An 18,425-nucleotide genomic window follows, 5' to 3' on the forward strand; every position below is an offset into this window, starting at 1 on the left:
ATAAGTTGCACGCTAAGCAACAACATAAATTAAATTTTGCGTTTGACATTGATTTTTAAATTGTCATTGCCATTGATTTTTGACATTGATTTTTGACATTGATTTTTGACATTGACATTGCCATTGAAATCTTACCAGTAGCTTCCCGCCAGGAACGTAAGCCTGATAAAAGTGACGGATTTGTTTTTGGATAAATCGATTTCTTCAGTTAAAGTTTCCAGCTGATCGTCGCCATAGAAAATGGCATATAAACCGTCTTCAAAAGCTACGATGGCATTTTCCTGCGCTTTGACTAAATCAACTTTGTTGTGGTTGTAAAGTGCGCCAAAACCAGCTTTTCCCGTATCGGTTAAAATGGGAAGGTAATTTTCTTTTGGAAGATGGATTTTGTCTTCGTCCTCAAACTCAAAGGAAGAAGAATGAAACAACTCTACCTGATGTTTTACGATTAGTTCTAAGAAAGTACGAACAGTAACGATTGAAGTGGTAGTATCTAAACTGATATTTTTTTCCTGAAGTATAGGATGTTTTTTTCCTAATTGCCTGACTGATATAATTATATTCATTTTTTACTGGCTTTTATTTGAAAGTGTAAAATAATAAATAATAAAACAGGTCGGTTTAAAAACAATGTATTTTATTGTTAAAAAAAGTATTTTAACATACTTGTGCATTTAATTTTAAAAAAAATACCCTGCGAATTAAAACTCGCAGGGTTTGGGTAATTATCACTGTATTTTTCTTAAGTTTTTTTTACTGAAAAATTACAAAAAGGCTTTAATTCGCGTTAGCCACACCTATTTTCTCCAGCGTTACTTTGGCATCACCGCCTCCTGTCTTTTTGATAATAATATCGAAATTCGCATCTGAATTTACTAAATCATCTGAAATGTAATAGGCAAATTTAAGTTTTACACCGTCTTCTCCTATTTCGTGGTTTGCTCCTGTTCCGTGATCATGCGCTACTCCAAAGAAAGTCATTGTACCCACATACTGATCGGCTTTTCCGGGATAACGAAGATAAACCGTATAGTAATCTTTTGGTTCTTTATACACCACTATATCCAGGTTAAGGATGATTTTAGAATTGGCACTTTTAAAAACTTTATTGGTGCTTTTTGCAAATGTGCTCGTTACTTTATGAGTAAAAGCCCCCTCAAGCGGCTTCCCTACTTTTTCTTCCCAGATCACTTTTTCTTTGGAATCCTGAAACGAAATTAGTTTTTTTCCTTTCACTTCTTTGCCAGCCAGAATTGGCGTTTTAGATCCGTAAAGCAAGTTATCGTATTTATAATCCAGGTCAAAAACGATTTTGTATACTTCCTCCATCGTGTAAGTAAGACGGTCTCCATTTGGAGCGATAAACTGATATTGCCAAGGATTGGCTTTTAACTCCTCTAGCGTAGGACGTTGTCCGTAAACAGATGCGTCCCAAGATTCCCAAATGCGGTCTACCATACTGTGATGTAACCAAAAAACAGGGTCAAATCCGGCCGAAGGAACATTTGCCATTAAACCAGAATATTGTTTTTGGTATATTTCATTATAATACGTTTCACTAGGTTGAGCATAACCGCCTCCTATCAGATTGTGCATATAACCGTGAGGTGCTCCTTCAAGATTTTTACTGAATCCGGCTGATCCTGCAAAAGAAGGATTTGTTTTTAACTCGTTAAGTGCCAATTGAATTTGCTTCACCTGATCAGGAAGAATTGCTTTTCCATTGTTCAGAATGCTATATCTGGCCGCCGTGTACAAAGATCCTGATTGGTCTCTTAATTTTGCCGCCATAACATTTTGGCTCTCTTCCGGGCTGCCATAATTCCAATACGGAAGCGCAAAATCATCCTTTCCTGAAAATTCGCGTACCATTTTTTCTAAAAACCAAATGTACATTCTGTGCCACAAAAGAAAATTTAAATTCGCATTTTGTGTTCCGTTATGCGTACAATCAGCCCACGCCCACAATTTATCCTTATCGGTCTGATAAGCCGGACAAAGTACATTTTTTCCATTAATCTCATTCGGAATGCTGTGTATGGCTCCCTGATAATACCAGGAGTAGCCTTTTTCACAGCCTATTTCACGCATCTTTTTAAAGGCTACATTCATAGCCTCGAGATTGGCTTGTCCCTGAGGCGTATTAACGTTCCAGCGAATAAATTTCACATTAGATTTACTCTGACCATAGGACAATCCTGTGATCAGAATAACGAATAATAAGGTAGTAATTTTTTTCATTTTGTTTGTTTTTGGGTGAGTAATAAATTATTGGTTGACTTTAAAGGACCTCGACTTCGAAAGTTAAAATCTGAGCATAATTAGGATTTGCTTTGTCATAGATTTTAAATTTCACCGTTCCGTTGCCTATTTTATTGGCGGGAATTACATGAATGGCAATAAATCCCTGCTGATCCGGATTGAGTTTGTTAAAAGCCGATCCTTTTGGAATTCCAATCTGGCAGGCTCCATGCTGACACATCGAACAATCCCACTCCTTGGGAAACGTATTGGATACTGTTTCCCAAACCAGATAGATCGGTTTATTAGAAATATTTTCGACTTTAATTTTTGAGATATCCAGTCGTTTATTTTTAAGGACACTTTCTTTGTTAACAGCCGTACCTACAACAGAAAATGTAGGTTTACTTTGCGCGAATGAAGCTGAAAAAGAAAAAAGCAACATGCAATAAAAGAAGAATTGTTTCATGATTGTTTGTTTTAATTTTAATAAAAAACCGGAATAGCCGCTTCGTACACTTTCTTTTTTAAAACCGGATCGGTAAAATGGTAGACGATGTGCTCCTTCTCGCCCACGTTTTCTAAAAAAGCCAGCACTTCTATACTTTCCCCCGAATGAAGCTGAATTTTACATTCGTCAGGCAATGTTGTAACTGAAGCCTCGTTTCCGTAACGCAACTGAAGTTTTACCTGAGACGGAAACACGATTTCATGAAGGTACACCCCCGAATTTACCAGGCGAAGAAGTACCGTTTCGTTTTTATGATCCAGCGCTTGCAAGCCTTTATTTTCTGTTGCAATTTTGCCATTAATGAGGAAGTATTCAGGTTTGTATTTTGGAAGAACTATGGGTTTATTACTGGAGTCGTACTCCGTCCCCATAATAGCATCAGTATGCCACTTGGTGTCCAATTCGTTACTGCACCATAGTATTTCATGCAAAGGCTGAAGTGCCACAGAATCATGGTCCTTCGCCCGTATGATGATCACACCAAACATTCCCGCCTGAAGATTGAAAGGATAATTTTCGGGACTGTAATACAGATACGTTCCTGCTTTTTGAGCCTGAAAAGAATAGTAGCCGTGTTCCATATGATGAATCGCTTCTTCTTTCTTCAGTACTACATTTTCTTTATCCCGCTGTACAAAATCAATTTCTTTGCAGAATAAAGAGACCGGATTGCCTTGCGAAATGTTCCAAAAATCAATACTCACATTTTCGCCTTCCACAGCTTCGATAGACAAGCCGGGCAAAGTGACCTGTCCCGAAAGCGAATTCGTAAAGCCAAAAGTCCGAATGGGAACGTCATTTTTGAGAAATAGTTTTCCTGTCGTTCTCCCGATAACTAAATATTCGTTTTGGGAGAACAAAAATATAGTGCTTAGTAAAAAGCAAAAGGTCAATATGGATTTGGGGCATCCTTTCATTTTTCAACTTAAATAATTCATTGCCAACACATTCAGCAACGTACTTCAAATTTAAAACTAATGTCGGTTTTGAGACCCCGTATAAACACCTGATTTTGTAGTAAAAATCTGCCTTGAGTTTTATTTTTTAAGAATACAATTCTTCGTGGATTGTAATGAAGTTTAAAAGTTTCTTTTTAGATTCTTTTCCTCTTTTCTTTTGTAACACTGATTTCACTAAGCCATTTTGCTTGCGCTCTGGCCTGTTCTAAAGTAACAGGCTTCTGCTTCGCTAATATTTTCATACCCAATTCTGCTCTTTCCTTAAATGACATTTTGTAATTCATACTTTTAAATAATCTACTTTACGATTTATGCGACAAATACTGCTTTTATAAAAGTAAGAAAAAGAATATATTTACAACAAATAAAAAGACACCCGAAAGTACATTACCAATTAGCCTTGTATTTTACGGATCACTGTTTTTATCAAAAAAATTAAATATCTTTGAATTATGAGCACAGAAACCAGACCCAGAAATATTGGCCGAAATATCAGCCGTATCAGAGAACTTCGCGGAATGAAACAAGGAGCACTTGCAGATGCCATTGGCACAAGCCAGCAGACTATTTCCAACATTGAAACCAGCGAAACTGTTGATTTCGAAAAATTGGTACAAATTGCAAAAGCACTTGGCGTAACAGTAGAAGCTATTGAAAATTTTACAGAAGAATCTGTTTTTAATTTCTTTAATAATTTTTACGATAATAGTGCTAATCATGGTCAAGTAAACGGCCCTTTTAATAATTGCACATTCAATGCTCTTGATAAAGTGGTAGAACTTTACGAACGTTTGGTTCAGGCTGAAAAAGATAAGGTGGAATATTTAGAGAAGTTGATGAAATTGAAGTAATATTCTTGATAACGAGGATGTTTTATATATATTATTGAAGTTTTCAGAAGTTGATAAATTTAGCAGAAAGTTTTTATTGTAAGAACTGATAGCACTAATGACTTTCTATAATTAATTCCAATCTATTTTTTATGCTTTAAAAAATTATAATAACTAAAAGCACCTCCTTTAAATGATATTTCATCTAAAGTTTTTGGTTGATTTGTATCCTTTTTGACAAGCCTCTTTTTTATTTCTCTTAATTCAAATGGTATACGCTTTAATTGAATTCTTCTTCTTCTATCTAAATACTTTAATTGTGTACTTGTTATTTTGTTTGTTGATAATTTTTTAAAACCATTTGTCCAGCATAAAGCTTGGCTTTGTGGGTTTTTATGATTTAATATATTAACTCTTCCAACCGACATCGAAATTAATTTTTGTTGTAGAGTTGAGACCAGTTGATTAATAGATTTTCTTGAATTCTTTTCTTCAATAACATCACTCTCTCTTAGCTTTCCTAAAGCTTTCAATACTTTTTGTGAAGTTTCAGTTTGTTTTTTCGTTTCTTTCCTAAGAGTAGCTTTTCTTACTCTAATTTTTCCATAAAAATTAACTTGATATCCTACAAAGGAGACCCATGGAATATTATTTTCATCTAAATGTTTATTTCCCCAATAAAAAGGTTCTTTGGATTTATTATCCCAAAACTCTAAACTATTTTTTCTTTCTTTATAATTTAAAGTTTTTTTAGGATTATGATAGAGAAGAAAATTTTCATGCAATGCAGTCATAAAAACATCTAAATTTTGACGACAAGTATTATTATTTTTATGCATTAAAACCATATCATCGCAATATCTTAAATAAAAAACATCTGATTGACTTTCTAACACCTTTTCATCGACATTATGTAAAATCAAATTTGAAATAAAACACGATATTGCATTTCCTTGAGGTACTCCTAGAATATATTTTGACGTGTAACTGTCTCCAAATTTATCATTTAACTCTTTTTCAACCCAATCAAAATTTCCATTTGGAAGCCCTCTAGAGTTAAACCATTGAGGGTCACTGTTCAGTGATAAAATATTTTCTTGAAATGAAAACGAATCTAGAAATAGCTTGAAAATAATTTTAGCTTTATTATCTAAAACAATATTTTTTTCTGATTCAATGCGTAAGGATAAATTATCAAAAATTTTTAATAAGTATTCATGTTGCACGGTATCAAAAAATTTCTGAATATCACATTCTGCTACCCATAAATCTTTCTCTTTTTTGCGATTATCTAATATTGCTTGTATACAGTCATGATGAGTTGGTATATCATTATTGTTATTTTTAGCCCTAAATGCATAAGAACAATCTAAAAACAAATGTTCAAAAAATTGTGTCAGATATTTTGCAGTTAAAGAGCAAATTATCTTATCTGTTATATCATATAAAGCAATAGGGCGGCAAATAAGAACTTTTTTTTTAATTTTTTTCTTTATTCCTCTTATTTGTGGCTTACTCATCACATAATCTGAATTTTCAACATTTATTATAATAAGTTGAATTTTTTCCACATAATCTAAAAGATTCAAATACCACTCAGGAGCGTCTATTTTTCCTTCTTTGATATTTTCTTTAGTTTTTATATATGATTTATAAAGCCTTAATTCATTAATTTTAATACTGCTATTACATGACTTTCTTTCTGATTCATTAAGTTGAATCCACTGCCTTCTTTTAGGAAAAAAATCTTGTAATATTTGAAATTCTTCATTATTTTCTGAGCTTAAGATTTTATTTGTACTTACGTGCAAACTTATATCTCTCATCATATGTTTTTCATGTCTTTTATTGGCAGCCTTCGCCCTGTACTTACATAAGATACGTATTATGTTCTCGGTTGAAAAAAAAGAAATATAATTCATTTTTTAAAATTAAAAGCGTAGACTGTAGTAATATAATAGGTGATACATAAATTTGAGTCAAAGTAAAAAAAATGTCAGGACCCATTGGACTCGTTGGATTTTTCGGTTTTATCCTAGTTAGTGGAATACTAACCCCCTGCAAAATATAATGCATTTCTGCACTGTCTAGCTACGCTTTCAACAAATATATGTATTTTTGAAATTATATATGAAAAAACTTTCAACAATAAAGGTCACAAAGTTTAATAGTTTAAAAGCTACTAAAGAATATTCAAACATAACAATGTTTGAAGAACTAAATCATATAAAAAATGGTACTTACAAAAGTAAAGTTACAGATTGTAGAGAAGCATTAAAACAAGGTGATAAGGAACTCTACACTAAACTAAAAAGCACTTTACCCGCTGTAACTTTTTGTGGAGAATTCAACGGCAGGAAGACAAGTGAAATTGTTGAATATAATAATTTAATGATTTTGGATATAGATGATCTTACACAAGAGGAATTTTTCAATATAAAAAAAGTCCTTTCAAATGATAAATATATACTTTCATTATGGGACTCACCATCTGGTAAAGGTCTTAAATGTCTAATAAGAATTAATAGTTCTATTGATAAACACAAGTTAATCTTTAATTCTTTAGAATTGTATTTTTTAGAAAATTATCAAATTATTCTTGATAAAAGTGGGAAAGATATTTCTAGATTATGTTTTTCATCTTGGGATGAAAATATATATTACAATCCTAGCTCAGAAATATATTCTAATATTATAGATTCTAAAATTGAAAAAAACAAAAAAACCACAGTACTAAAACCTGTTACTTTGACAAAAAGTGCTTATGCAACTGAGGGACTTAATAAAAAAAGTGATCGATTTATAATGAAAAAAATAATAGAATATTTAATAAAAAAGAATCTATCAATTACAAGCAATTATAATTCTTGGGTAAACGTAGCATTAGGTATATCTTACTCCTTTAGTTATGATGTTGGCGAAAAATATTTTCTGAGTTTATGTAGACTAGATTTACAAAAGCACAATGAAGAAAAGTCAATTATATTATTACAAAATTGTTATAATAATAGAAAAATAAATTCAAACGAAATAATAACATTTGCAACTATAATTTTCCTAGCCAAAGAAAATGGATTTGTATTAAAACCAATTAAAAAATGATTGATAACATTACAATTGAAAGATTTAAAAATGTTAAAAAAATTGAATTAAAATTAGAAAACATTAATATACTTGTTGGATCTAATAATGCAGGGAAGAGCTCAATTCTCCAAAGTATTCAATTTGCAGTTGCAATCGCTCAAACAACTTCCTTAGAAGAATTTGGGAAGACTAAATGGAAAAGCAATAAGCTATCAACCTCACTAACAACTAATCAGATTATTTACTCTCCTGTACGTGATGTTTATGCATTAGGTTATGGCGGTTCATTAAGTCAAGACAAAGGAAAAGGTATTAGTGTCAAATTTCAAGAATCTGGAAGCACTGATAGTGCAACTTTCGTACTAAGAAAAGGAAGAAATAAAAACTTATTGACTGAAATAGAAGGAAAATCCTTAGGAGAACCAATTCGAGATTTAGAAAATCCATATTCCATTTACGTTCCTGGACTATCAGGAATACCTCCTTTTGAAGAACTTAAAAGCGAAGGCTTAGTCAGAAGAATGGCTGCTAAAGGAGATGCTAATAACGTTTTTAGAAATGTGCTATGGTTATTATACCAAGATTCTGTAAAATGGAATGCATTTCTAATAGATTTTAAAGATATTTTCCCGAAATTAGATATTTTAATATCTTTTAATAAATTAAAAGATGAATATTTAAATGTTTTTATTAAATCTGATAAAAATATCATATTCCCAATTGATTCATTTGGGACAGGTGTTTTACAAATAATTCAAGTACTTTCTTATATACATCTTTACAATCCCAAAATATTAATTCTTGATGAACCAGATAGTCATTTACACCCTAGTAATCAACGTGTCCTCGCAGAAAAATTAAATGAAATTACACTTCGCCTCAACTTTCAAATTATAATAAGTACTCATTCCCGTCATCTATTAGATTCTTTTCGTGAATATGCAAAGATAAATTGGATATCAAATGGTGAAATTAAAAATGAAGCTTACGATTTTGTTAGTGTATTACTTGAAATAGGAGCACTAGACAAAGGTGACGTTTTAAATGGAAATGTAAAATGTGTAGTTTTTACAGAAGACAGCAAAACGGAAATTTTAGAAAATCTTTTAGATGTAAATGGTTTCAATTTAGAAGAAACTCAAATTTGGTCTTATGAAGGTTGCTCAAAAATTGAAACTGCAATAATTTTAGCTGCTTTTATTAAAGAAAAAGCCCCAAATACAAATATTGTTATACATCGAGATAGTGATTATTTAGATGAAAAATCTTGTGAGGAAATTGAAGCAAAAGCAAATAAAGCCGGCATCGAAATTTTTTTCACAATTGGTACTGATATTGAATCTCATTATTTAGACCCTGAACATATCCATAAGATTTACAACAATTTAACGTTAGAGCAAATTACTTCTGCAATAATTGAATCTACTAATTCTGCTAAAACAAAATCAATAGAAACATTTATTAATACAAGAAATGCTTTAGCATTAACAATTCAATATTCAGGTGGAAACCGTATAAATCCAGGAAAAATTTCAGCCGAATGTATCAGTCAGTATGACGCAAATACTTCTAGATATAGACATGGAAAAAGAGTTCTAAAAGATTTAAAAAACAGACTTCAACAATTAGGAGGACAGCGAGATATTATTTCACCGACTGACCACTTAAAATTTGAAAAACTAGAAAAAATAAAGAATACTATCTGGAGTTAATTCTAAATCCCGAAAAAGCTTTTAGAATTTCGAGTCGTTTCCTCTGCCACTTTAGCTAAAGTAATTCCTTTAAACTGTGCAATGGTACCGGCAACGAAAGGCAAAAAAGCAGGTTCGCAACGGCGTTCGTGGTATTTCTTCAAAAGACTGTTCGGCACATTTTTAGGAAGCATAAACGGCGCATCGGTTTCAATCATTATTCTATCCAGCGGTACGTATTGAATCACTTCTTTTAAATGATCAAAACGTTTACTGTCGGAAATCGCACCGGTAAAACCTAAGTAAAATCCGTTATCGAGATAGACTTTGACTTCTTGCAAACTTCCTGTAAAACAATGCACGACTGCTTTGGGCAATTGTGGTAAATAGTCTTTTGTAATGTCCATAAACTTTGTAAAAGCAGCTCTTTCGTGCAAAAACAAAGGTTTCTGAACTTCGATGGCCAATTCGAGTTGGGCTTTATAACAGGTTTCCTGTACATTTCTAGGCGAAAAGTCACGATCAAAATCGAGTCCGCACTCACCAACCGAAACGACTTGTTTCTGCTTTAATAAATTCCGCAGTTTTGAAATGCTTTTTTCGTCAAAACTCTTCGCATCATGCGGGTGTATTCCTGCAGTGGAATATAATACTCCCGGATATTGTTTTGCCATTTCTAATGAAGCTTCGCTGTTTCGTAAACTTGTACCCGTGAGTATCATTTGCGACACATCGGCGTCTAAAGCGTTTTGTACGACATCGTCTGTGTCGTTTTGGAATTGTTTATTCGTTAAGTTAATTCCGATATCTATGTAATTCATTTTTTTTAAAGTTGCTAAGGTTCTGAGGCACTAAGGTGCTAAGGTTTTTTTTCTCATTGGAACCAATTATTTTTTTTAAAGTTACTAAGATTCTAAGAGGCTAAGGTTCTAAGGTTTTTGCTCTTTGAGTCTTTTTGTTTTGTTTTTTGCCACTAAGGCGGTAATTTTTTAGTCTTTTTTCTGTTTTTAATCTCGCAAAGACGCGGAGGCGCAAAGTTTTTTACACAAAGTTTGTCATTTCGAGCGAAGGGAGAAATCTTCGTTGCAAGATCGACAAAGATTGAACTATCGCTGCGGAGCTACTTGCGAAGATTTCTCCCTTCGCTCGAAATGACACAAAATGAGAAATTATTACTCCAAAACCTTTGTCCCTCTGAACCTCTGAACCTTCCTCCTAAAAATCCCCATAATACACTTGAAAGCAAGGTAATTTCATGCTACTGCTAACCTGCTTAGAGTTAATCTCGCAAAGACGCGGAGGCGCAAAGATTTTTACATAAAGTTTGTCATTTCGAGCAGAGGGAGAAATCACATCCAGTATTCCGTACAGCGCTTGTGATTTCTCCTTAGGTCGAAATGACATAAAATGAGAAATTATTACTCCAAAACCTTTGTCCCTCTGAACCTCTGAACCTTCCTCCTAAAAATCCCCATAATACACTTGAAAGCAAGGTAATTTCAACTCATTTCTCCAGGTATCCACAACCTGATTTCTATCGTCTAAAACAAATTCTACAAAATAGTTATCTTTAATAGACTCATTGTAGATTTCGGTTTTTATGATCGAATCTTTTCGGCTGTCTTTTGTTTTACGCATGATCAGGACATCGTATTCGATTTCGTTTTTTTCAAGAAAACGCAAGGTCGGCGCTTCGTATCGGTCTTCTCTTCCTGAAACCAACAAGATCTGAAACCCCAACTTTTTGTAATTCCTTAAAACGTTCGCCACCGGAGTATTGATTTCGTCCTCATCGCATTTACTCGCATCAAACGGATTTCGCCCGTTCATTAGGGCCAGTGTTCCGTCAAGATCGCAAATTATGGCTTTAGGCAAAGCAGGGTTTTGAACGCGGTATTCGAGATTTTTATTCATTTTCTTTATCGGTCTAAAATCAAACTTCTCTTTTGTTTTTTGCAATTGATGGTACATCTTTTCAATTACTTTTTTCGGTACTTTTCGATCTCTTTTTTCGTTTCTCACAAAAAGTTCCTGCAGAGGTAAATCGAACATTTTAAACTCAATATTAGCCATTTCAGCAAAATCATCTATTGGCTGTTTAATGTACTCTGATTTTACGTTGCAGGTATCCAGAATAACATTCCATCCATTTGAAAGCAACGTTTTAATTTGTCCGTTAACAATTTTCGAAATCATACTTTCAACTGCCGGATCCATCACTTCCTGAAATTGCGAAAACCTGATTTCATCACGACTTATTCTCATCGTTTTGGGTTCAGTTCTCACTTTCCACTCTGCAAAAGTGCTTTTTCCCGATGCCGGACAACCTATAAGGATTGTTAGTGTTGGTGTTTTTTTCATTTTGTTACTCTTGTTATAATCGTGGATCTAATGTTTTTTCTATTTCTTCGTTATTGATTCGTTTCAAAAGCAACAAACACATGAGGTAATTTTCTTCTTCTAAATCTTTATACGGAATCTGAAGCATTTTTTGATTGATTTCCCATCCATTTACAGACTGCTCCAACTTTTGTCTTATGCTTCTTTTGCCTAAATAATGATCAAAATCCTGATGAAAATTCACCCCGTAAATCATTGTCAGATAATTGTTGTTTCTGACTTTAAAACACGGAGGTAAATTTTTAATATAATTCTTAACCGGTTTAATCATGATGCCTTCTTCGTTATCATTGGTCAGTTTTTCGAAAAATGAATACATCTCTTTTAACTGTTCTTCTTTATTAGAAGTCGTAATTTCCAAATGTAGAAAAGCATCATCATTGATCAATTTATAGGTCAAATTGCTATTTGGTAGTATTTCTTCACCTGACTTTTTTACTACTTTTAAAATCGTGAAAGGTTTAAAATGCAATTCGGCTTCATCACCAAAAGTATCAATCTGATCTTTAAAAACCTGTAACGATTCTTCCTGCTTTACTGCATCTGGAATTTTTACACTTGCCAACGCTTCGTATTGACGTATAATGTGCGTTTTGTATTTACCTCCAAATTCTTTTCTGCTAAGCTGTTTTTTATCAGAAATATAGGTTGTAAAGAACTCTGATTCCTTTACACTTTCTATTTTCTTTATTAATCCCGAAGATTTGAAATACTCATTATGTGTTTTTAAAGCATCATAGTATCCTATAAATTCTTTCTCGATTAATCCCGCTCCCAAAACTTTCCATGGCAATAATTCTGAGGCAATTAAAAGCGTTTCAAAATCAGGAAAAGCGATAACCATTTTGGCGTGTAAATCTTTTAAACTACTTATCGCTTTTTCTATATCAATATGATCTATTTTAAAACCATTTCGGGAAACAAAATAAGTTTCTTCAAGATTTCTTCTTAGATAAATGGTACAGTAAGAACCCATATATTTTTTCTGAACCACAAATTCAGTTACCCCTTTTTCTACATAATAATTTACAGCTTCTTCAATGCTTTCTATTTCGTTTCTTGTCTTGCTTTTTGGCGCTGGCGAAATGGTTGGCGAAAAATCATTTATCTTATTTTTACAAAACCACTCTATTCTATTTCTTACTTTATAATCTAACATTTTTTACTTTTTTTGAATGATTACGGCACTTGTTGGATAAATTCCTTTTACACAATCTCCTACTCCATAAAATGACTTAGGGTTTGGAAAAATTTCGTTGATTAATTCTATAAATTCTGCATTCGAAAGTTCAAAATCATGATCGTCGTGTCTGAATTCTTCTGTCATTTCATAATTTACATTAAAATCTTTGTCCGGCGTTGTCACAAATAATTGAGTAAATTGGGTATTATCGCGAATCCAGACGAGTATTTCTTTTGCTTCTTTTAGTGAATTATGCTCAATAACTTCGCTTAAAATAACCTGCCCTTCAAAACCTCTAATTTCCTCAAGGTTTTCGATCCATCGTAAATTATCACTCTTTTCTATTCCAGTAATTTTATCTGCGACATGCTTAAAATCAACCTCATCATAAGCGCAATATTCCTGCGAAAATCCCTTTTTGAGTAACATCTTATAGTATTGCAATTCACCACAGCCAAAATCTAAAACCGGTTCATCAAAATCGATTTTACTGCAAATAAATTCTTTTCTCGATTGATGTGTATCTGTAAATACAAATTGTACTTCGTTATCAAAATAAGCTTCTAACTGAGGTTTAAATTTTTCGAATTGTACCGGAGAACGCATGATTCTCTTGATAAAAAGATAAAATACGAAATATGGAATTCCGGAAATATTAGTTAACATCGTAATATGCTTTTGAATAAAGTAATCGTCTATATAAGTATAAACCGCATATTTATTGGTAAAATGCGAAAACAAAGCTACAAGCGAAAATTTTTGTAATGCCTCTCTAACCGTTTTCCCTTCAATCTTTAATTCGTAATTATTACCAATTTTATGTTTCAGTAAAATTCCGCCAATGTATTTTGATAAAAGGTAATTTTCATTTTTATACCATCCCGAATCGATGAAAAAAGTGGCAACATCAATGGTACATTTCTCCGTATCAACTTCATTGTAATTCTTCCCTAACCAAGAAATTACAGTTTCACTTAAACCTAAATTTTCTTTATACAAATGATTAAATAATTCAGTTGCTATATTTAAAGCCAATAACGGACTGCAATAACTTTGAAAATCGATTTGATTTCCTTCTTCAGGTAAATAACTGTTCTTGCCATCTAAAAAAACACAGTGGTATTCGTTGTTAGAAACCACATTTCCAATTACGATTCCGTCCTTTAATTCCTTCAAGTATAAACCTTGATCTGTATTTGGATTTTTATAAAGAACATCTAAAAAGTGTTTATTCTCTGATTTAAGTTTTATAATCATTGCGCTTATTTTTTGTTTGACAAATATATCTTTGTCACTACGCAATTATTTTGCGTAGCTAAATTATTTTTTTATTTCTCTTCTCTATTAAACGGTTTTTCAAATATTGGGCGGATCATTTTCCAGATAATCACCGAATAGTCTTTGTTGTTTAGCATTGCAAATAACACACCCTGGTACTGACAAGTCTGAAAATACAAAGCCGTTTCTTTTCGGGATTCCAATACTTTAAAATCTGCTTTGCATTGGTTTTCGATGATCTGATATTGGTTCTCTAAATCGCTTTTGGTTTGTTTTACCCAATCAAAAAATTCATCGGGAACACGCTCCAAAATTTCTTCCATAGACTGATTTGTTTTCAGATATTCCCAAATATTCAGATTAGAAACCTGAGTGATGATTCGGTGCAAACGAAGGTATTCTTCAAATTTTATTTTCACCCTAAAATCATTTGCGTATTTAATGATGAAACCTTCTTTGTTATCAACTTCCATTTCTCTTAAAATCAGAATGTCTTTGATTCCGTCGAATTTTTCAACCACAGGAAAACCAATATCTTCCAGCGGAAATTCTTCACCTGACTGTGTATCAATAACCGCCAGCAAAACCAATTCTTCTGCCGCACCATAATCTAAAACGATTCGGTTTTCGGGATAAATAATTTCAAACAAATAGGTTTTCGCTTTATCCAGAAGCGACCAGGAGTTTCTGTATTTTCCATGCAACATTTCATTTGCCTTATCCGACTGATCGCTCGAAAAAGAACCTCTGCTCGCCATAAAAGGAATATCATCTATCCAATACAAAATTCCCAACGAACCATCCATTTTATCATAGACTTCAAAAGTACAATCCGGAAGCACCTGATTTTCCATTTCGCCTAAATTGAAAAACTTAAGAAAAGGTCTTGCTACCACATTATCGTTTTCATCTAAGATCAAACCTCTGCAGGCTAATGTCACCTCATTCCAAACTTTCTCGAATTGCGCATTTTGAGTGTAATTGTAAATATATAAATCATGTTTAGGGTGTTTGTTTACCTTTACATAATTTTTAGAAAGCATCTCTTTTAAAAGCGTTGTATTCATTAGTTCTTATCTTTCAACAAAGATTCAGAAACTAGTGCGCAGTCATTTTGCGTAGTTTTATTTTTAAGGGACAAAGTTGCAAAGGTTCATAGAGACAAAGGTTTCTTTTGAATTGCCTCCTGCTTTAGCTGGAGGAAAAATAAAGTTTATTTAGTTAGGCTTTAGCCAAAGCTCATTTTTTTGGCTAAAGCCTTTTTTAATTCCATTATAAATACCTCCAGCTAAAGCAGGAGGCAATTCAATATATTATTTAAATCTTTGCCAGCATCTTTGTCAAAGTTTGAAACTTTGACAAAGATTTTTGACAGTATTACTTAGATTTTAATCATTTAAAAATTCATATCGCAAGTATTCTTTCAAATTATTTCCAAACATAATAATATCGGCACCCCAGACAGAAATAACCGGCGATAGATATTTATCTTCAAAGACCACGAGAACACGATGATAATACATTGGTATGTATCCTACTATTTTTGAAACATCAAAACCAGCCTCGGTTAAAACAGTTTCTGCTTCAATTTTATTATCATTAAGCTCCTCAATAATCCATCTCGATTTTTCGTAATCTTCAGGATATTGATAAAAGAAATTATCCTCAGAATATTCTATATCTGATTCATCCTCCGGATTAATTGAAATGGTTGGTCTATCTAAATTAGAAAAAAGCAAAAGCATTTCTCTATATTCCAAGGGAAAATCAAATCCAAATAATATTTGCAATTGATCAATTTCTTTTCTGCTGATACCGTTTACAAGTTTACTATCAGGTTGAATTTGAAATCCATAGATGTCATTGTAAAGTTGTATTTTTTGAAGCCTCTTTTCTATTTTATATTTAAGGTCTTTGATTGTCATCATCTTTCTATTTTTTAAATAAAAGCCACGAACCCATTTATGAATCCGTGGCTTAAATTTAGTCAATTAATAATTGTGTCACAGCAGCCGGATTTATCGCCCATTGTGCATCATAAACCTCATCGGCAAATTTATCTTCGGTAATTGTCAATCCCTGCGCTTCCGCTTTAAGCTTTAACAAACTACCAATATTCAATTTACTGCTCAATTTTGCCAACAATGCCTGAACTCCTTTAAAATCCAAACCTTGTACGACCTGGCCTCCAAAAGTCATCTCTAACCAAACAATCTCTCTTTTGGCTACATCAAGAACTCCAAAAACCAAACCTTTGGCAATATTCTGCGTCACACGAACCTGATGATCTACACACGACGGATCGTAAGCTACACCGGTTTTCTCCGAAATTTTCATCGGGTGTTTGCTGTTCATCCAACCTACAACTAAATTTGGCGTAATACTTCCGTTACAGTACGCATTGCAAGTAAAAGTTACAAATTTGGCTTTGGCTTTTGCCAATTCGTCTATATTAATGTTGATGTACTCCGCAGTTCCAATTTTATTCGGAATACTTCTGATATCACCACTATGCTGACAACCCGTAGTCGTCAATCGGCTGAACGAACAAATATCCGATTTCTCCTCGTATGCAATATGACAACTCAAATCCATATCTAAATGCTGCGCTGGTAAACCTGCACCCCACTGCATAAACAATCGCACTTCGTTACCTTCAACCGGGAAACGCGTTCCCATTAAAGCCACCGGTAAATCCTGAACAGTATCGCTACGATCTCCAATCGAAACTGGCATATTAAACAATTGTGGATCTATATAAATAGTCTTGTTTGGATTTACGATTGCAGCAAATCGTTTCTTCATTGCTAAAAAGCACAATTCTTCGATTTGATTTTTCATCGCCTCTAATTGCTCTTCATCATACAAATTCAACAACGCATTTGGTGCAATTCGTTTGTTAGTTCCTCCCAAAGGTTTCACACTTCTTTGCATGTTTTTATCAAAATAATTCTGAGCATACATATTTAAGGTAAACACCAAACGAGCCGGAACTTTATCAATAATCTCCGTAAAATGCGCCACAGTTTCATCAGCACCAAACCAAAGCATATTCGAAAATAAAGAACGAGCAAACAATCCCGGACGTTGTTTCAGCAATGCGAATGTTTTATCTGCATCCATTTTCAATCTTGACGTGTTTACCTTATTTTGCCAAACGTCATACACCTGGTTGTAGAATACATCCATTAAAAAAGCTAATTTTTCGAAGCCTTTTCTTTTACTGTATTCAGCCAAACGCAACGCTCTGATCACACGAACCCACATTCCTCTTTTTGGATGCATGATTTCGCACATTGCTTCTACTTCTATATCCATAGTATTTAGCCAATTTGCCACCATTAAACATTCTTTTCGGGAATATTTAAGCTTCAGATCTTTCTGAGAAGCAATTCTGGCCTGCGCACTTGCGTCTAAACCGATATGTAGATGTTGTGCGTTTTTAGCCGTTCTTTTAATAATCGTTTTTGGTTCGATAATTTGTAGTAATCCTGTATTCTTAAACCATAAATATCTTAAGACATCCGTTGGTGTTTTTAAAAATTGTGACGCTTCCTCTTCTTTGTCATTTTCGATCAAAAGATCAATAACAAGCATTAGCGTTTCCTTCATGGCGACATCGGTTTTTGGCAAAGGCAAATATTTCATCGTTGCTTTTAAACTATCTACCTGCGTAGCATCTAAAGCCGTTTTCGATTGCAATAATGATAAATAGAAATCATTTAAGTCTTTTTCTGTCCATAATTCAAGAACTTTCAATTTGCTTCCTTGTCCGTATTTTTCGATTTTACCAAATTCAAACGGAGTTCCACAGAATGGACAACCGTTGTATCTTTCTAACGGGAAAGTATGATCGGGAATAATATGTCCGCATTGCAAAGTTGTTCCGTTTTTTGTCTTGAAAACATTTGCAAAAAAAGTAGCCACATGATCAAAAACAGATTCACCTGTTGGGATATCCCATTCTTTCACCAAAGGAGTCCAGTTTTTATCCGTTCCTAAAACTTCTTTCAGAACCTCTAAAAAATCAACTTTATAATTTGGGCTTACATTATTTAAAGCGTGTAATAAAGACTCTGAAAATGTAAAACCAAGTTTTGAAACATTGGCCGTCAAAACCGATGTTGTTGCTGATAATTTTTTGACATCATTCGTTATCATTTCTGATGGAATGAAAATTGCATTTTGACGCAGACTGATTTTTAATAATGTTGTTGTTTTCATTTTTTTTAATTTTAAAATTTAGAT

Annotated in this window: 16 protein-coding genes; 3 read left to right on the top strand and 13 right to left on the bottom strand. The window is 33.2% G+C overall.

Translation table 11 applies throughout. The features are described 5' to 3' along the window. Positions 1-131: 131 nt before the first annotated feature. The 5 genes from OGZ34_RS20465 to OGZ34_RS20485 form a co-directional block, all read right to left on the bottom strand. Positions 132-566 carry a hypothetical protein gene (locus OGZ34_RS20465; RefSeq protein ID WP_263361543.1) on the bottom strand — a complete coding sequence of 145 codons (435 nt, stop codon included), beginning with the start codon at positions 564-566 and terminating at the stop codon, positions 132-134. A 211-nt stretch (positions 567-777) separates the two neighbouring features. Continuing rightward, positions 778-2,241 (bottom strand): tyrosinase family protein, encoded by a 1,464-nt coding sequence (locus OGZ34_RS20470; protein WP_263361544.1) that lies wholly within the window; start codon positions 2,239-2,241, stop codon positions 778-780. A 40-nt stretch (positions 2,242-2,281) separates the two neighbouring features. Further along, positions 2,282-2,710, bottom strand: coding sequence for a hypothetical protein (locus tag OGZ34_RS20475; protein ID WP_263361545.1), 429 nt, complete (start codon positions 2,708-2,710; stop codon positions 2,282-2,284). 17 nt (positions 2,711-2,727) lie between these two features. Continuing rightward, positions 2,728-3,669 (bottom strand): multicopper oxidase domain-containing protein, encoded by a 942-nt coding sequence (locus OGZ34_RS20480; protein ID WP_263361546.1) that lies wholly within the window; start codon positions 3,667-3,669, stop codon positions 2,728-2,730. Between the two features lie 176 nt (positions 3,670-3,845). Beyond that, complete coding sequence (locus OGZ34_RS20485) at positions 3,846-3,983, bottom strand: hypothetical protein (protein WP_263361547.1); 138 nt, start codon at positions 3,981-3,983, stop codon at positions 3,846-3,848. A gap of 180 nt (positions 3,984-4,163) precedes the next feature. On the opposite strand from OGZ34_RS20485, the gene OGZ34_RS20490 reads away from it, so the two are divergent. Then, entirely contained in the window at positions 4,164-4,562 is a 399-nt protein-coding gene (locus tag OGZ34_RS20490; RefSeq protein WP_263361548.1) for a helix-turn-helix domain-containing protein, read from the top strand. A 122-nt stretch (positions 4,563-4,684) separates the two neighbouring features. Here the strand turns inward: OGZ34_RS20490 and OGZ34_RS20495 are convergent, their stop codons facing one another. Further along, complete coding sequence (locus OGZ34_RS20495) at positions 4,685-6,370, bottom strand: reverse transcriptase domain-containing protein (protein WP_263361549.1); 1,686 nt, start codon at positions 6,368-6,370, stop codon at positions 4,685-4,687. 301 nt (positions 6,371-6,671) lie between these two features. On the opposite strand from OGZ34_RS20495, the gene OGZ34_RS20500 reads away from it, so the two are divergent. Both OGZ34_RS20500 and OGZ34_RS20505 read left to right on the top strand, forming a co-directional pair. After that, on the top strand, positions 6,672-7,643 hold the full coding sequence (locus OGZ34_RS20500; RefSeq protein WP_263361550.1) for a BT4734/BF3469 family protein: 972 nt from the start codon (positions 6,672-6,674) through the stop codon (positions 7,641-7,643). Beyond that, entirely contained in the window at positions 7,640-9,337 is a 1,698-nt protein-coding gene (locus OGZ34_RS20505; RefSeq protein ID WP_263361551.1) for an AAA family ATPase, read from the top strand. The genes OGZ34_RS20500 and OGZ34_RS20505 overlap by 4 nt, the downstream gene beginning before the upstream one ends. Before the next feature lie 2 nt (positions 9,338-9,339). On the opposite strand, the gene OGZ34_RS20510 is transcribed toward OGZ34_RS20505, so the two are convergent. The 7 genes from OGZ34_RS20510 to OGZ34_RS20540 form a co-directional block, all read right to left on the bottom strand. Next, on the bottom strand, positions 9,340-10,137 hold the full coding sequence (locus tag OGZ34_RS20510) for a TatD family hydrolase (protein ID WP_263361552.1): 798 nt from the start codon (positions 10,135-10,137) through the stop codon (positions 9,340-9,342). A 640-nt stretch (positions 10,138-10,777) separates the two neighbouring features. Continuing rightward, complete coding sequence (locus tag OGZ34_RS20515) at positions 10,778-11,677, bottom strand: phosphatase domain-containing protein (protein ID WP_263361553.1); 900 nt, start codon at positions 11,675-11,677, stop codon at positions 10,778-10,780. A gap of 13 nt (positions 11,678-11,690) precedes the next feature. After that, entirely contained in the window at positions 11,691-12,875 is a 1,185-nt protein-coding gene (locus OGZ34_RS20520) for a hypothetical protein (protein ID WP_263361554.1), read from the bottom strand. 3 nt (positions 12,876-12,878) lie between these two features. Beyond that, positions 12,879-14,156, bottom strand: coding sequence for a hypothetical protein (locus OGZ34_RS20525; RefSeq protein ID WP_263361555.1), 1,278 nt, complete (start codon positions 14,154-14,156; stop codon positions 12,879-12,881). Positions 14,157-14,227: 71 nt separating this feature from the next. After that, positions 14,228-15,244 (bottom strand): T4 RnlA family RNA ligase, encoded by a 1,017-nt coding sequence (locus OGZ34_RS20530; RefSeq protein WP_263361556.1) that lies wholly within the window; start codon positions 15,242-15,244, stop codon positions 14,228-14,230. Positions 15,245-15,565: 321 nt separating this feature from the next. Beyond that, complete coding sequence (locus OGZ34_RS20535; protein ID WP_263361557.1) at positions 15,566-16,105, bottom strand: hypothetical protein; 540 nt, start codon at positions 16,103-16,105, stop codon at positions 15,566-15,568. A 55-nt stretch (positions 16,106-16,160) separates the two neighbouring features. Further along, entirely contained in the window at positions 16,161-18,401 is a 2,241-nt protein-coding gene (locus OGZ34_RS20540; RefSeq protein ID WP_263361558.1) for a hypothetical protein, read from the bottom strand. Positions 18,402-18,425 lie beyond the last annotated feature (24 nt).

The sequence above is a fragment of the Flavobacterium collinsii genome (genome assembly GCF_946903285.1).
In the GTDB taxonomy this organism is placed as follows: domain Bacteria; phylum Bacteroidota; class Bacteroidia; order Flavobacteriales; family Flavobacteriaceae; genus Flavobacterium; species Flavobacterium collinsii.

Coding starts and splice junctions, on each gene's coding strand:
- OGZ34_RS20465 (WP_263361543.1), bottom strand. CDS start 566: ATGAATATAATTATATCAGTCAGGCAATTAGGAAAAAAACATCCTATA.
- OGZ34_RS20470 (WP_263361544.1), bottom strand. CDS start 2,241: ATGAAAAAAATTACTACCTTATTATTCGTTATTCTGATCACAGGATTG.
- OGZ34_RS20475 (WP_263361545.1), bottom strand. CDS start 2,710: ATGAAACAATTCTTCTTTTATTGCATGTTGCTTTTTTCTTTTTCAGCT.
- OGZ34_RS20480 (WP_263361546.1), bottom strand. CDS start 3,669: ATGAAAGGATGCCCCAAATCCATATTGACCTTTTGCTTTTTACTAAGC.
- OGZ34_RS20485 (WP_263361547.1), bottom strand. CDS start 3,983: ATGTCATTTAAGGAAAGAGCAGAATTGGGTATGAAAATATTAGCGAAG.
- OGZ34_RS20490 (WP_263361548.1), top strand. CDS start 4,164: ATGAGCACAGAAACCAGACCCAGAAATATTGGCCGAAATATCAGCCGT.
- OGZ34_RS20495 (WP_263361549.1), bottom strand. CDS start 6,370: ATGATGAGAGATATAAGTTTGCACGTAAGTACAAATAAAATCTTAAGC.
- OGZ34_RS20500 (WP_263361550.1), top strand. CDS start 6,672: ATGAAAAAACTTTCAACAATAAAGGTCACAAAGTTTAATAGTTTAAAA.
- OGZ34_RS20505 (WP_263361551.1), top strand. CDS start 7,640: ATGATTGATAACATTACAATTGAAAGATTTAAAAATGTTAAAAAAATT.
- OGZ34_RS20510 (WP_263361552.1), bottom strand. CDS start 10,137: ATGAATTACATAGATATCGGAATTAACTTAACGAATAAACAATTCCAA.
- OGZ34_RS20515 (WP_263361553.1), bottom strand. CDS start 11,677: ATGAAAAAAACACCAACACTAACAATCCTTATAGGTTGTCCGGCATCG.
- OGZ34_RS20520 (WP_263361554.1), bottom strand. CDS start 12,875: ATGTTAGATTATAAAGTAAGAAATAGAATAGAGTGGTTTTGTAAAAAT.
- OGZ34_RS20525 (WP_263361555.1), bottom strand. CDS start 14,156: ATGATTATAAAACTTAAATCAGAGAATAAACACTTTTTAGATGTTCTT.
- OGZ34_RS20530 (WP_263361556.1), bottom strand. CDS start 15,244: ATGAATACAACGCTTTTAAAAGAGATGCTTTCTAAAAATTATGTAAAG.
- OGZ34_RS20535 (WP_263361557.1), bottom strand. CDS start 16,105: ATGATGACAATCAAAGACCTTAAATATAAAATAGAAAAGAGGCTTCAA.
- OGZ34_RS20540 (WP_263361558.1), bottom strand. CDS start 18,401: ATGAAAACAACAACATTATTAAAAATCAGTCTGCGTCAAAATGCAATT.